Source organism: Cellulosimicrobium sp. ES-005 (genome assembly GCF_040448685.1).
GTDB lineage: Bacteria > Actinomycetota > Actinomycetes > Actinomycetales > Cellulomonadaceae > Cellulosimicrobium > Cellulosimicrobium cellulans_G.
In genome coordinates, this window is sequence record NZ_CP159290.1 from 864,578 (window position 1) to 877,940 (window position 13,363).

The 13,363-nt window shown below is 74.9% G+C and carries 15 protein-coding genes; 9 read left to right on the forward strand and 6 right to left on the reverse strand.

Annotation, left to right across the window (positions count from 1 at the left end; all coding sequences use genetic code 11):
• The first annotated feature begins 25 nt into the window (after window positions 1–25).
• The 3 genes from ABRQ22_RS03765 (at window position 26) to ABRQ22_RS03775 (ending at window position 2,081) form a co-directional block, all read left to right on the forward strand.
• A complete protein-coding gene (locus ABRQ22_RS03765) occupies window positions 26–412 on the forward strand; it encodes a metalloregulator ArsR/SmtB family transcription factor (RefSeq protein WP_253053027.1) in 387 nt (128 codons plus the stop codon).
• A complete protein-coding gene (locus ABRQ22_RS03770) occupies window positions 409–1,065 on the forward strand; it encodes an SRPBCC family protein (protein WP_353708635.1) in 657 nt (218 codons plus the stop codon). Before ABRQ22_RS03765 ends, ABRQ22_RS03770 begins: the two co-directional genes overlap by 4 nt.
• Window positions 1,066–1,229: 164 nt before the next feature.
• Complete coding sequence (locus ABRQ22_RS03775) at window positions 1,230–2,081, forward strand: phosphatase PAP2 family protein (RefSeq protein ID WP_353708636.1); 852 nt, start codon at window positions 1,230–1,232, stop codon at window positions 2,079–2,081.
• A 19-nt stretch (window positions 2,082–2,100) separates the two neighbouring features.
• On the opposite strand, the gene ABRQ22_RS03780 is transcribed toward ABRQ22_RS03775, so the two are convergent.
• The 4 genes from ABRQ22_RS03780 to ABRQ22_RS03795 form a co-directional block, all read right to left on the reverse strand.
• Window positions 2,101–2,928, reverse strand: coding sequence for a CPBP family intramembrane glutamic endopeptidase (locus ABRQ22_RS03780; protein ID WP_253053689.1), 828 nt, complete (start codon window positions 2,926–2,928; stop codon window positions 2,101–2,103).
• 76 nt (window positions 2,929–3,004) lie between these two features.
• The gene (locus ABRQ22_RS03785; protein WP_353708637.1) at window positions 3,005–3,841 is read right to left on the reverse strand and encodes an aldo/keto reductase; all 837 of its coding nucleotides are present in this window, start codon (window positions 3,839–3,841) and stop codon (window positions 3,005–3,007) included.
• Window positions 3,842–3,973: 132 nt separating this feature from the next.
• Window positions 3,974–4,654 carry a peptide-methionine (S)-S-oxide reductase MsrA gene (msrA, locus tag ABRQ22_RS03790; protein WP_253053037.1) on the reverse strand — a complete coding sequence of 227 codons (681 nt, stop codon included), beginning with the start codon at window positions 4,652–4,654 and terminating at the stop codon, window positions 3,974–3,976.
• A 145-nt stretch (window positions 4,655–4,799) separates the two neighbouring features.
• Window positions 4,800–5,594, reverse strand: a complete 795-nt coding sequence (locus tag ABRQ22_RS03795) for an SDR family oxidoreductase (protein WP_353708638.1) — start codon at window positions 5,592–5,594, stop codon at window positions 4,800–4,802.
• A 197-nt stretch (window positions 5,595–5,791) separates the two neighbouring features.
• On the opposite strand from ABRQ22_RS03795, the gene ABRQ22_RS03800 reads away from it, so the two are divergent.
• The 3 genes from ABRQ22_RS03800 (at window position 5,792) to ilvA (ending at window position 9,715) form a co-directional block, all read left to right on the forward strand.
• A complete protein-coding gene (locus tag ABRQ22_RS03800; RefSeq protein ID WP_353708639.1) occupies window positions 5,792–7,033 on the forward strand; it encodes a cystathionine gamma-synthase in 1,242 nt (413 codons plus the stop codon).
• Window positions 7,034–7,157: 124 nt separating this feature from the next.
• Window positions 7,158–8,453, forward strand: coding sequence for an AI-2E family transporter (locus ABRQ22_RS03805; RefSeq protein WP_253053043.1), 1,296 nt, complete (start codon window positions 7,158–7,160; stop codon window positions 8,451–8,453).
• Window positions 8,450–9,715: a threonine ammonia-lyase gene (gene ilvA / locus ABRQ22_RS03810; RefSeq protein ID WP_353708640.1), complete on the forward strand. Its 1,266-nt coding sequence runs from the start codon at window positions 8,450–8,452 to the stop codon at window positions 9,713–9,715. Before ABRQ22_RS03805 ends, ilvA begins: the two co-directional genes overlap by 4 nt.
• A gap of 84 nt (window positions 9,716–9,799) precedes the next feature.
• Here the strand turns inward: ilvA and greA are convergent, their stop codons facing one another.
• Together greA and ABRQ22_RS03820 are read right to left on the reverse strand one after the other, a co-directional pair.
• A complete protein-coding gene (greA, locus tag ABRQ22_RS03815) occupies window positions 9,800–10,282 on the reverse strand; it encodes a transcription elongation factor GreA (protein WP_047232065.1) in 483 nt (160 codons plus the stop codon).
• 299 nt (window positions 10,283–10,581) lie between these two features.
• Window positions 10,582–11,016 (reverse strand): DUF4307 domain-containing protein, encoded by a 435-nt coding sequence (locus ABRQ22_RS03820; RefSeq protein ID WP_253053047.1) that lies wholly within the window; start codon window positions 11,014–11,016, stop codon window positions 10,582–10,584.
• Window positions 11,017–11,212: 196 nt separating this feature from the next.
• Between ABRQ22_RS03820 and mca the strand changes: the two genes are divergently transcribed.
• From mca to ABRQ22_RS03835, 3 genes are read left to right on the forward strand one after another with little or no spacing between them, the layout of a single operon-like run.
• The gene (mca, locus tag ABRQ22_RS03825; protein WP_353708641.1) at window positions 11,213–12,154 is read left to right on the forward strand and encodes a mycothiol conjugate amidase Mca; all 942 of its coding nucleotides are present in this window, start codon (window positions 11,213–11,215) and stop codon (window positions 12,152–12,154) included.
• A complete protein-coding gene (locus ABRQ22_RS03830; protein WP_353708642.1) occupies window positions 12,151–12,543 on the forward strand; it encodes a hypothetical protein in 393 nt (130 codons plus the stop codon). Before mca ends, ABRQ22_RS03830 begins: the two co-directional genes overlap by 4 nt.
• 2 nt (window positions 12,544–12,545) lie before the next feature.
• Window positions 12,546–13,352, forward strand: coding sequence for a carbon-nitrogen hydrolase family protein (locus ABRQ22_RS03835; protein ID WP_253053053.1), 807 nt, complete (start codon window positions 12,546–12,548; stop codon window positions 13,350–13,352).
• The last annotated feature ends 11 nt before the right edge of the window (window positions 13,353–13,363 follow it).

Genomic DNA, 13,363 nt, shown 5'->3' on the forward strand with positions numbered 1-13,363 from the left:
AAGCACCAGGTGAAACATGGGTCTCATGGAAGCGTTCGACGTCCTCGGCGACCCGGTCCGGCGGCGGATCCTCGAGCACCTCGCCCGCGGCGAGCGACCGGCGGGGGAGCTCGCCGCGCTCGTGGGCGAGGAGTTCGGGATCAGCCAGCCCGCCGTGTCCCAGCACCTCAAGGTGCTGCGCACGAGCGGCTTCGCGACCGTGCGGCCCGAGGGGACCCGGCGCCTCTACGCGCTCGACCCCGCGGCGCTCGACGAGGTCGAGGACTGGGCCGCGGGCCTGCGCCGGTTCTGGGAGCAGCGGCTCGACGCGCTCGGCACCGAGCTCGCTCGCGGTGCCCGCGAGCGGCGCCGCGCCGCGGCCGCCGACGAGGACGCCGGACGCCCGACCGACACCACCAGGAGGACAGCATGAAGGACTTCATCGCCGAGCTCGAGGCCGCGCGGCGCTCCGTCGGGACGGGGACGCTCCCTGCGGGCGAGGCCCGCGTCCTCACGATCGAGCGGACCTACCCGGCCGACGTCGAGGACGTGTGGGACGCCGTCACCGACCCCGAGCGCATCCCGCGCTGGTTCCTGCCCGTCACGGGCGACTTCCGCGTCGGCGGCACGTACCAGGTCGAGGGCAACGCGGGCGGCGAGATCCGCGCGTGCGACGCGCCGACCCTCCTCCGGCTCACCTGGGTCATGGGCCCGCCGACGCCGGAGGACTCGTCGGTCGTCGAGCTCCGCCTCGCGCCCGCGCCCGACGGCGGCACGACCCTCACGCTCGAGCACACCGCCGTCGTGCCGCCGGAGACGTGGGGCGTGTACGGACCGGGGGCCGTCGGCGTCGGCTGGGACGGCGCGCTCCTGGGCCTCGCGCTGCACCTCGACGGGGCCGGGCCGCTCGACCCCGAGGAGGTCCTCGCGAGCCCCGAGCTGCGGGTGTTCAACACCGCGAGCAGCGAGGCGTGGGGCGCGGCGCTCGCGGCCGCGGACGGGCTGGGCGCGGACGAGGTCGCGGCGCGCGTCGCCGCCACGACGGCCTTCTACGTCCCCGCCGACGACGCCCCCGAGCCGAGCTGAACCGGGTCGCACGCGCGCGGGGCCGGTCGTGATCGTGCCTCACGCCCGTGCGATCGTGTCTCGGCGTCGTCGCGCGAGTGTCCGGCCCTGGGGGGAGGGTCGACGGCGGACATCCCCCGCGGGGCGGATGTTCACCTGCCGTTCACCCGGCTTACCCTCGTGCGATGACCCCGCCCGATTCGTCCCGTACCTCGACCCTGCTCGACCGCCCCGCCGCACCCCTCGGCACCACGTCCGGCACGGTGCCGGGAACGGCGTCGCGCCCGCTGCCGGAGCCGTCCGCGGACGCGTCGAACCGGGCCGCCGGTCAGGTCCTCGTCGCGGTGTCGTGGCTGGTCGGAGCAGCGCTCGTGGTGCTGGTCGCACGGCTCCTGCGCGGGCCGAGCGAGGCGCTCTACCTCGCGATCACGGCCCGGACCGCCGATCTCCCGGGGTCCGAGCTCGTCGCGGAGGGCGGGGTCCTCGTCCTCCTCGGCCTGTGCGCGGTCGTCGCGTGGCGGTCGCGCCGTGCGGGGGCGTCCGCCGTCGGGACGACGCTCGTCGCCGGAGCGGGCGCCGTCGTCGCCTACGCCGCGAGCGAGGCCGTGAAGTCGCTCGTCCGCCAGCCGCGAGGGTGCTGGGAGCTCGTGGAGGTCGCGCACTGCCCGGCGGCGGGGGACTGGTCGTTCCCCAGCAACCACACCGCCATCGCGTTCGCCCTCGCGACGGCGGTCGTCCTCGCGGGTGCGCCTGCCGTGCGCGTCCCGGGAGCGGTGCCCGCCCGGCACGCCTACCGGTCGCCGCTGCGCGACGTCGCGCTGTGGGTCGTGCTCCCCGTGGCGCTCGCCGTCGCCGTCGCGTCCGCGCGGGTCGCCCAGGGGGTGCACTTCCCGCACGACGTCGTCGCGGGCGCGGCCGTCGGGGTCGCCGTCGTCGTCGCGACGGTGACGGTCCTCGCCGGCCCGGCGACGGTCGCGGTCACCGCGGCGTGCCGCGTGGACGGGGTCCGTCGGGTCCTGCTGGCGCGACCGTCCTGAACCGGCTCGGGCGGCACCGTCAGCGTGGCGCGGTGACGAACACGTCGAACAGCTCCGGGTGGTGGGCGTGCACGAGCACGGCGAACACCACGACGTCGAAGAGCAGGTGGACGGCCACCACGTAGGTGAGCGACTTGCTCCAGGAGAAGATCCAGCCCTGGACCAGGGCGAACGGGACGGTGAGGAGCGGACCCCACTCGCGGTACCCGAGCTCCCACAGGAACGACACGAAGACGGCCGCCTGGAGCAGGTTCGCCGTCCACAGGCCGAAGTGCTCGCGGTACAGCGCGAACACGACGCACACGAAGAACAGCTCGTCCCAGATCCCCACCGCGTTGACACCGACGAACAGCCGGGCGATCTCCTGCCCGCCCGTGATCTCCGGCCAGTTGAGGTACGCGCCCGAGCCGATGAAGTAGAACGGCAGGATCAGGTACCCCGCGACGACGACCACGACGAGGTAGACGATCTGCCCCCGGGTCCAGCGCCGCCCGGTGGCGACGGGGAACCGGACGACGTCCTCGCGGAACGCGAACCGCGAGAGCGCCCACGGGACGAGCACGGCGAGGGACAGCACGACGGCGAAGCGCACCATCCCCGCGTCCGACAGGTCGGCCTCGAGCGAGATCGTCGAGATGATCGCCATGCCGGTGCCGACCAGCGCGAGGTCACGCCCGAGGCGGCGGTCCACGGCGAGCCCGAGCGCCACGCCGAGCACGAGCGGCACGTACCCGAGCGGGCGCACGTGCACCGCGAACAGCAGCACCGCGGAGCCGGAGACCAGCACCGCGGCGAGCAGCCGCAGCGGCGAGCCGACCGCCCAGGGCGGTCGGGCGGCGTCGGGCACCGGGGCGAGGGCGGGGGACGTCACCCGCACACGGTGCCACGACCGGCGGCGCGGGGCACGTGCCGCGCCGCGGGAGTCAGAGTTCCTCGTACACCGCCGGGTCCTGGTCGTTCGTGCGCCCGTCGGGCCGGGCGAGGCCCGTGAGGGCGTTCATCTCGTGGGTCGTCAGCTCGAACGAGAAGACGTCGAGGTTCTCGCGCTGGCGCTCGGGCGACGACGCCTTGGGCAGCGGCACGACGCCGAGCTGCACGTGCCAGCGCAGGATCGCCTGGACGGGCGAGACCCCGTGCGCGGCGGCCACCGCCGTGACGACGGGGTCGCGCAGGAGGTCGTTCGCACGACCGATCGGGCTCCACGCCTCGGTGACGACCCCGCGCTCGGCGTCGGCGGCCCGCTGCGCTGCCTGCGGGAAGTACGGGTGCAGCTCGACCTGGTTCACGAGCGGGGTCACGCCCGTCGCGGCGATCACCGCGTCGAGGTGCTCGGGCAGGAAGTTCGACACCCCGACGTGGCGGACCAGCCCGCGCTCGCGGCACTCGACCAGCGCCTCGTACGCCTCGACGTACTTCCCGACGCGCGGGTTCGGCCAGTGGATCAGGTACAGGTCGATCCGGTCGAGACCGGTCCGGAACAGCGACTCCTCGACGGTGCGGACGGCGTCGTCGTGGGCCTGGTGGCGGCCGGGGAGCTTGGACGTGACGAGCACGTCGTCGCGCGGGACGTCCGCGCGTCGCACCGCGGCGCCGACCGCGCCCTCGTTCTCGTAGCTGAACGCCGAGTCGATCAGCCGGTAGCCCGCGTCGATCGCGCGGGCGATCGAGTCCGCACCCTCCTCGCCGCCCAGCCTGTAGGTGCCGAAGCCGATCGCGGGGATCGTCGTGCCGTCCGGGGCGCTGAGGGTGGGGATCGTCATGGGCCCATCCTGCGTCGGGCCGGGCGCGGCACGCACCCCGACGGGACCGGGCGCCGGGGCCCTCGGGCGAGAAGCGAGAAGTGGCCCCGATCCACGGGGGATCAGGGGCCACGACTCACCTCTCGGCGGGCGCTACGCGGCGCTCGGGAACGGGACGCCCGTGGTCGCGTGGCAGCGGTAGCCGTTCGGGTTCTTGGCGGGGCTCAAGTACTGCTGGTGGTAGTCCTCGGCGTAGTAGAACGGGCCGGCCTCGGCCGCGGGGCGCATCTCGGTCGTCACCGGGTCGTAGCCCTTGGCCTCGAGCACCGCGGAGTAGCGCGCCGCGGTGTCGCGGACCGCCTGCTCCTGCTCCGGCGTCGTCCAGTACACGGCGGACCGGTACTGGGTGCCGACGTCGTTGCCCTGGCGGTAGCCCTGCGTCGGGTCGTGGCGCTCCCAGAAGATCTTGAGGAGCTCCTCCTCGGAGACCTTCGTCGGGTCGTACGCGACGAGCGCCGTCTCGGTGTGGCCCGTGCGCGCGGTGCACGCCTCCTCGTAGGTCGGGTTCGGCGTCGTGCCGCCCATGTAGCCGACGGCGGTGCTCACCACCCCCGGGACCTGCCAGAAGATCTCCTCGGCGCCCCAGAAGCAGCCCATCGCCAGGTAGAGCACGCGCGTGCCCTCCGGCCACGGGCCGGTGATCGAGGTGCCGAGCACGGTGTGGGGACGCGGTGCCTGCAGCACGGGCGACTGGCGCCCGGGCAGCGCGTCCTCGGGGGCGACCATCGTCGTCTTGCCGGACGAGCCGAAGATCGCGTCGAAGATCGAGTTCATCGCTTACCTCCTGAAGGACCCGGACGACCGGGGCGCTGGCCCACGACGCATCGTCCTGGCACGGGGTAGAACGCCGTGGGGGCGGCGGGTGTTCCGGGCCGACGCCGGCCCGTCGCGAGCCGGGCGGGCGCACCGCACGAGCCTCTCACGGGACGATCGAGTCGATGTAGCCGCCGTCGACGCGCACCGCCGCGCCGGTCGTCGCCGACGCCAGCGGCGACGCGAGGTAGGCGACCAGGTGCGCGATCTCCTCCGGCTCGATGAGGCGCTGGAGCAGCGACTGCGGGCGGTGCTCGCGCATGAACACGCGCTGCGCCTCGTCCCAGGGCAGGTCGTCGCCGACGAGCTCGCGCGCGAACGCCTCGACCCCGCCCGTGTGCGTGGGGCCGGCGAGCACGCTGTTCACCGTGACGCCCGTGCCGGCCGCCGCCTTGGCGAACCCGCGCGAGACGCCGAGCAGCGCCGTCTTGCTCACGCCGTAGTGGATCATCTCGGCCGGGATCACGACCGCCGAGTCGCTGCCCACGAACTGCACGCGGCCCCACCCGCGCTCGATCATCCCGGGCAGGTAGGTGCGCGTGAGCCGCACGCCCGCGAGGACGTTCACCTCGAAGTAGCGGCGCCACGTCGCGTCGTCGATCGCGAGCGGGTCCTCGCTCGAGAAGATCCCGAGGTTGTTCACCAGGACGTCGACGTGCGGCACGGCGTCGAGCACCGCGGCCGTGCCCTCGTCGGTCGCGAGGTCGGCCGCGACGCCGAGCACGTCCGCGCCCGGGACGTGCGTGCGCACGTCGTCGGCCGCGCGGGACGAGGTCTCCTCCGAGCGTCCGTTGACGACGACGGCCGCCCCGCACTCCGCGAGGGCGCGCGCGATCGCGAGGCCGATGCCCTGCGCCGAGCCGGTGACGAGCGCCCTGCGCCCGCCGAGGTCGATCTCCATGCGTGCTCCCTCCGCGCCCGGGCGACGCGCGCCGCCCCACCCACCGTCCCGCGCGACGACGCCGGTCGCCACCGCGGCGCTCCCGGCGGGCCGAGCAGGCGCTCTCGGCAGGCCGAGCAGGCGGTCCCGGTTCGTCCGGGCAGCGGGACGGACCACGACCACCTGCTCGGCGCAGGGCGGCGCCGTAGGGTGGGTCCGTGAGCACCTCGAGCGAGCACCCCGACTGGACCACCACCGGCTTCTCCACGCGGGCGATCCACGCGGGGCAGGACCCGGACGCGACCACCGGCGCCGTCGTGCCGCCGATCCACCAGGTCTCGACGTACAAGCAGGACGGCGTCGGCGGGCTGCGCGGCGGCTACGAGTACTCGCGCTCCGCGAACCCCACGCGCACCGCCCTGGAGGAGGCGCTCGCGGCCGCGGAGTCCGGCGGCCTCGGCCCGACGGCGGACGGGTCGCCCGCCGCGCGCGGGTTCGCGTTCGCGTCCGGCCTGGCCGCGGAGGACACGCTGCTGCGCGCCGTCGTGCGCCCCGGGGACCACGTGATCGTGCCCGACGACGCGTACGGCGGCACGTACCGGCTCATCGCCCGGGTGTTCGGGCCGTGGGGCGTGGAGCACACGCCCGTCGACCTCACGGACGTCGAGGCGGTCCGGGCCGCGGTGCGCCCCGAGACGCGCGTCGTGTGGGTCGAGACCCCGACGAACCCGCTGCTCGGGGTGTCCGACATCGCGGCGCTCGCGGGCGTCGCGCACGACGCCGGGGCGCTGCTCGTCGTCGACAACACCTTCGCGACCCCCTACCTGCAGCAGCCGCTCGCGCTCGGCGCGGACGTCGTCGTGCACTCGACGACCAAGTACGTCGGGGGCCACAGCGACGTCGTCGGGGGAGCGCTCGTCGTCGCGACGGGTGCCCAGCTCCCCGGCGGGCTCGCGTCGCCCGCGGGCGGGAGCGACGTCGCCGGGGCGGTCGGCTTCCACCAGAACGCGTCCGGCGCCGTCGCCGGGCCGTTCGACGCGTGGCTCACGCTGCGCGGCCTCAAGACCCTCGCGGTGCGCATGGACCGCCACCAGGCGAACGCCGCCGCCGTCGCCGACTTCCTCGCCGCCCACCCCGCGGTCACCGAGGTGATCTACCCCGGCCTCGCGTCGCACCCCGGGCACGAGCTCGCGGCGCGCCAGATGCGCGGGTTCGGCGGCATGGTGTCGTTCCGCCTCGGCAGCGAGGCGAAGGCGCTCGACGTGTGCGCGCGGACCCAGGTCTTCACGCTCGCGGAGTCGCTGGGCGGCGTCGAGTCGCTCATCGAGCACCCGGGCCGCATGACCCACGGCTCCGTCGCCGGGACGGCGCTCGAGGTCCCGGACGACCTCGTCCGCCTCTCCGTGGGCATCGAGGACGTCGAGGACCTCGTCGCGGACCTCACCCGGGCGCTCGGGTAGGCCGGGGCCGACCCGGCCGGGAGATCCCGCGCGCACCGGGCGCGGTGGGGAGATCCTGCGCACACCGGGCGCGTCGCGGGTCTTCGGCGCCGCGAGCGGAGGGGCGCTCACCTAGGGTGGCGCTGTGAGCGCGCAGACGGACCAGCACAGGACCCCCGACCCGCTTCCCCCCGGGCGCCCCGGCGCGGCGGCGGTGCCCGACTCGGTGCGATCGGCCGCCGCCTGGTCGTGGCGGCTGCTGCTCATCGGCCTGACGATCGCGGCGGGCCTGTGGCTCGTCACGCAGCTCAAGGTGATCGTCGTCCCCATCGCGGTGGCGCTCCTGCTCACGGTGCTGCTCACGCCCGTCCAGCGGTTCTTCCGCCGTCACCTGCGCATGTCGCGCGGGCTCGCGTCCGGCGCGGCGCTCATCGCGCTCATCGTCGTCGTCGCGGGGCTCGTGGCCATCGCGGGGCAGCAGATCGTCAGCGGCTTCCAGGACCTGCGCGACCAGGCGGTCGAGGGGTTCGAGCAGTTCACCGAGTGGCTCGCGGACGGCCCGCTCGGCCTCGACTCGACGACGATCTCGCACTGGCTCGACCAGGCCGGGACCGCGGTCTCGGAGAACCAGGACTCGATCGTCTCCGGCGCGCTCGGCGCGGCCACGACGATCGGCCACGTGGTCGCCGGCGCCCTCATCGCGCTGTTCTGCACGTTCTTCTTCCTCCTCGACGGGCGCACGATCTGGTCGTGGGTCGTGGGGCTGCTGCCCCTGCGCGCGCGCGACGACGTCCACCAGGCGGGCCGCCGCGGCATCGTCACGCTCGCCGCGTACACGCGCACGCAGATCCTCGTCGCGGCGGTCGACGCGGTCGGCATCGGGATCGGTGCGGCGTTCTTCGTCCCGTCCCTCGCGCTGCCGCTGGGCATCCTCGTGTTCGTCGGGTCCTTCATCCCGATCGTCGGTGCGATCGTCACCGGGTCGATCGCGGTGCTCGTGGTGCTCGTCGCGCAGGGCTGGGTGCAGGCGCTCGTGATGCTCGGCATCGTGCTGCTCGTGCAGCAGATCGAGGGCCACATCCTCCAGCCGTTCCTCATGGGCCACGCCGTCTCGCTGCACCCGGTCGCCGTGCTGCTCGTCGTCGCGGCGGGCAGCTTCGCCGCGGGGATCGTGGGCGCGCTGTTCGCGGTCCCGATCGCGGCGGTCCTCAACACCGTGGTGCTGTACCTTCACGGGCACGACAAGTTCCCCGAGCTCGGCACGGACGACCGCGTCGTGGTGCGCGGGAGCCCGCAGCCGCCGGTCATCGCGCGCGCGGAGGCCGACCTCGAGGACGTGGCCGCGCGCCGTCGGACCCGCGAGGGCGCCGGCGAGGACTCCGCCGTCGTCGGGCCGCAGGACGCCGGACCCGTGGAGGACGCTCCCGGGGAGGTGCGGTGACCTCCGGGCCGGTCCCGGTCACGCTCGACGACGTCCGCGACGCGGCCCGCCTGCTCGACGGCGTCGCGTACCGCACCCCGGTCCAGACGACGCGCGCGATCAGCGAGGCCGCCGGCGTCCGCGTGCTGCTCAAGTGCGAGAACCTGCAGCGCGCCGGGTCGTTCAAGGTGCGCGGCGCGTACGTGCGCATGGCGCGCCTGAGCGCCGAGGAGAAGACCCGCGGCGTCGTCGCGGCGAGCGCGGGCAACCACGCGCAGGGCGTCGCGTTCGCCGCGGGCCTGCTCGGCATCCGGGCCGTCGTGTACATGCCGGTCGACGCCGCGCTGCCCAAGGTCGCGGCGACGCGCCAGTACGGCGCCGAGGTCCGGCTCGTCGGCGCGGACGTGGACGAGACGCTCGCCGCCGCGCGTGCCGAGGCCGACCGGACGGGCGCCGTGTTCATCCACCCGTTCGACCACCCCGACGTCGTGGCCGGCCAGGCGACGATCGCGCTGGAGATCCTCGAGCAGGTGCCCGACGTCCGGACCGTGATCGCGCCGCTCGGCGGCGGGGGGCTCGTCGCGGGCCTCGCCGCGGCGTTCGCGCAGACGGCGCCGCACGTGCGCGTGATCGGGGTGCAGGCGGAGCGCGCCGCCGCCTACCCGGGCTCGCTGGTCGCCGGGACGCCGACGACGGCGCGGCTCGCCGCGACGATGGCCGACGGCATCGCGGTCGGGACGCCCGGGCACGTGCCGTTCGGGATCCTGGCCCAGCACGGCGTCGAGGTCCGCACGGTGACCGAGGAGGAGATCTCCCGGTCGCTGCTCATGGTCGCCGAGCGCGCGAAGCTGCTCGTCGAGCCCGCGGGGGCTACCGGCGTTGCGGCGCTCCTCTCGGGGACGGCCGCGGTCGACGCGGGCGCGGCGGACCCGGTCGAGGGGCCCGTCGTCGTCGTGCTGTCCGGGGGGAACATCGACCCGCTCGTGCTGCTGCGGGTCGTGCGGCACGGCCTCGCGGCGGCCGGCCGGTACATCCAGCTCCAGGTGCTGCTCGACGACCGCCCCGGCGCCCTCGCGCGCCTGCTCGAGGTCATCGCGACCACGCGCGGCAACATCATGCACATCGACCACGACCGCACCGACGTCGGCCTCGCGATCGGCGAGGCCTGGGTGCGCATGCAGGTCGAGACCAAGGGCCCGGAGCACTGCGACGAGCTCGTCGCGCACCTGCGCTCCGAGGGCTACCGCGTCGAGCGCAGCGACGGCGGCTCGCCCGGCCTCTGACGAGACGCGAGAAGTGGCCCCTCCGAGACGTCTCGGAGGGGCCACTTCTCACGACTCGCCGGCGGCGTGGCCGCCGGTGGCGCGTCAGCCCTCGAAGGGCTTCGCGGCGACGATCTTCACGGCGATCTCGTTGCCGTTGGGCGCGGTGTAGCTCGTCTCGTCGCCGACGGTCTTGCCGTCGATCGCGGCACCGAGCGGCGACGTCGGCGAGTACACGTCGAGGTCGGTCGTGCCGGCGATCTCGCGCGAGCCGAGGAGGAACGTCATCTCGTCGCCCGCGACGACCGCGGTGACGACCATGCCGGCCTCGACCATGCCGTCGTCCGGCGGGGTCCCGACCTGCACGTTGCGCAGCTTCTCGGTGAGCTCGCGGATGCGGGCCTCGTTCTTGGCCTGCTCCTCACGCGCGGCGTGGTAGCCGCCGTTCTCCTTGAGGTCGCCCTCGTCGCGCGCGGCGGCGATGCGCTCCGCGATCTCGGTACGGCCCTCGCCGGACAGGTGGGCGAGCTCGGCCTGCAGCCTGTCGTACGCCTCCTGGGTCAGCCAGGTGACGGTGGTGTCGGTCACGGTTCGCTCCTTCCTTTCCATGGTCGACGGCCGGGTCGGTCGCACGGCCGTGCGGGTACGGGCAGCCGGGGCGCGTGCGTTCGCGGTGCGCCTGCCTGCCCGGGTCGGTGACGCTGGCCGGGTGGCAGCGCGTAGGACTGGTCTCCCGCCGGGAACCGGGGCGCCCGGCGGACGGCGTGCTTGTCACCGGCACGCAGTCTCGGGCTCCACACGGTCGGGTGCGGGAATCCCTCAGGATAGCAAAGCACCGGGCACCGACAGCGACGTCGCAGGTCAGCCGGCGCGCGGACCGGGGGGCCTCACGGCGCGACGCGGCAGGACTGGACGATGCCCGTCGTGGCGAGCTCGGAGGTCGCGACGCTCACCGTGTACCGGGACTCGGCGACCTCGACCGGCCCGACCGTCACGTCGACGGTCCCGACCTGGGCGAAGCTCTCCGCGAGGGCGTCGAGCGTGCACGTCGCCGTCGTCCCCGGGTCCATGTAGACCTCGAACGTCACGTCGACGCGCTCCGGGCTCACGACCGTGTACCCGAAGTCCTTGAACCGCACCGGCTCGTTCGCGTACCGCAGCCCGATGACGAGCGTGATCGCGAGCCCGACGATCGCGACGAGGACGATGCCGACGACGGCCAGGCGCCGACGTCGCTCGGTCGGCTCGGGTCCGTAGCGGCCCGCCGGCGGTCGCAGGGGTGCGCCCGGGCTCGGCTGCGGGGCGGTGGTCTCGTTCGTCATGGTGCGGTCCCGTGGTCGGTGCCGCCGCGCCCGGTCGCGGGCCCGGCGTCGCGCCGGTGGTTCCCGGCGGTTCGTCAGGTGTGGGCGCGGTGGGGGATCATGTCCTCGACCCATCTTCGCAGAGCCCGGGCGCTCGTCGTGCACCCACGACAGGTCCGGGCGTGCGAGGAGACGTACGACGCACCCGGGAGGACCAGTGGCCGAACCCGCGGCCGGATCGACCACCCACCGCGAGCAGCCGGAGACGCTCCGTCTCCTGGCCGTGCACGCCCACCCCGACGACGAGTCGAGCAAGGGCGCCGCGACGGCCGCCCGCTACGCGGCCGAGGGCGTCGACGTGCTCGTCGCGACGTGCACGGGCGGTGAGCGCGGCGACATCCTCAACCCGAGCTTCGGCGAGGGGCCCGACGACATCGAGGGCATGCGCGCCCTGCGCCGCGTCGAGATGGCCGCCGCGGCGCGCGCGCTCGGCGTCCGGCAGCAGTGGCTGGGGTTCGTCGACTCGGGGCTGCCCGAGGGGGACCCCCTGCCCCCGCTGCCCGAGGGGTCGTTCGGCCTGGTGCCGCTCGAGGAGGCCGCCGCGCCGCTGGTCGAGCTCGTGCGCGAGTTCCGTCCGCACGTCGTCACGACGTACGACCCGTCGGGCGGCTACCCCCACCCCGACCACGTCATGTGCCACCGCGTCGCGTTCGAGGCGTTCCACGCCGCGGGCGACCCCGAGCGCTACCGGCGCGAGGGCGGGGCGGCGCCCTGGGCGCCGCTCAAGCTCTACTACAACCACGACTTCTCGATGAACCGCATCCGCACGCTGCACGAGGCGATGCAGGGCGCGGGCCTGGAGTCACCGTTCGGCGACTGGGTCGAGTCGCGGTCCGCGCGGGAGATCCCGGAGCGCGAGGTCACGACGCGCGTCCACGTCGCGCGCTACTACGCGCAGCGCGACGCGGCGCTCATCGCGCACGCGTCGCAGATCGACCCCGAGGGCTTCTTCTTCGCGATCCCGCGCGACCTCGAGGTCGACGTGTGGCCGTTCGAGGAGTTCGAGCTCGCCGAGTCGCGCGTCCCCACGCAGCTCCCCGAGGACGACCTGTTCGCGGGCGTCCGTGAGCTCGTCGCGAGCGAGGAGGCGGCCTCGTGACCACGACGACGTCCCTCGTGGACTCTCTCGCGCCGACCGTCGCGGGCGGTCCGGGCTGGGCGGCCGACGTCGTCGCCGAGACCGCGACGCCGAGCCCTTCCGACGACCCGCTGCGCAAGGACCTCGACCCGAACGACGTGTCGCCGGGCCTCGTCGGCTTCCTCGCGATCTTCGCGGTGGCGCTCGCGACCGTGGGCCTCTTCTTCGCCCTGTCCCGCCAGCTCCGGCGCATGCGGCACAACGCCGAGGTGCAGGGCATCGGCGCGGACGGTCCGCTGGAGACGGGCGCCGACGGCGCGGCTCCCGGAGCCGAGAGCCCGGACGGGACGACGTCCGACGGCGGCGCTCCCGACGGTGCGCCCGGCGGCGGTCCCGCCCGGCAGGGCTGACCGTGGCCGCCGGGGCGCGCGTCACGATCGGCCAGATCGAGGTCTCCGCCGACCATGCGGCGAACCTCGTGACGGTCGGTGCCGCGTTCCGGGAGGCGGGGCGCGTGCACGCGGACCTGCTCGTGCTGCCCGAGTACGCGGCGGGCTTCGACCCCCGGGGCACGGGCGTCGAGCACGCCGAGCCGCTCGACGGGCCGTTCGTGACCACCCTGCGCCGGCTCGCGCGCGAGCACGGGGTCGCCGCGATCGCGGGGACCCTCGTGCCGGGCGGCGCCGCGGGACGCGCGGTGAACGTCGTCGTCGCGGTGGACGCGTCGGGCGAGCTCGTGGGCACGTACCGCAAGGTGCACCTCTACGACGCGTTCGGGCACCGCGAGTCCGACCGGCTCGACGCCGGCGACCCGGCGGCGCCGCCGCTGGTCGTGCGCCTCGGTGACCTGACGTTCGGCGTCATGACGTGCTACGACCTGCGGTTCCCCGAGAGCGCGCGGCGGCTCGTCGACGCCGGCGCGGACGTGCTCGTCGTGCCCGCGGCGTGGGCGGCGGGCGACCTCAAGGCGGACCAGTGGCGCACCCTCGCGCGGGCGCGGGCGATCGAGAACACCGCCGTCGTGCTCGCGGTCGGGCAGGCGGGCAGGGGCGTGACCGGCCGCTCGCTCCTCGTCGGCCCGGACGGCCAGGTCGGCCTGGAGCTCGGCGAGCGCGCCGAGCTGCGCAGCGCCGACCTCGACCCCGCGGCCCTGGCGAGCGTGCGCGAGCGCAACCCGTCGCTCGCCAACCGCCGGTACGCCGTCGTCCCTCGGGACTGAGCTCGCGGCGC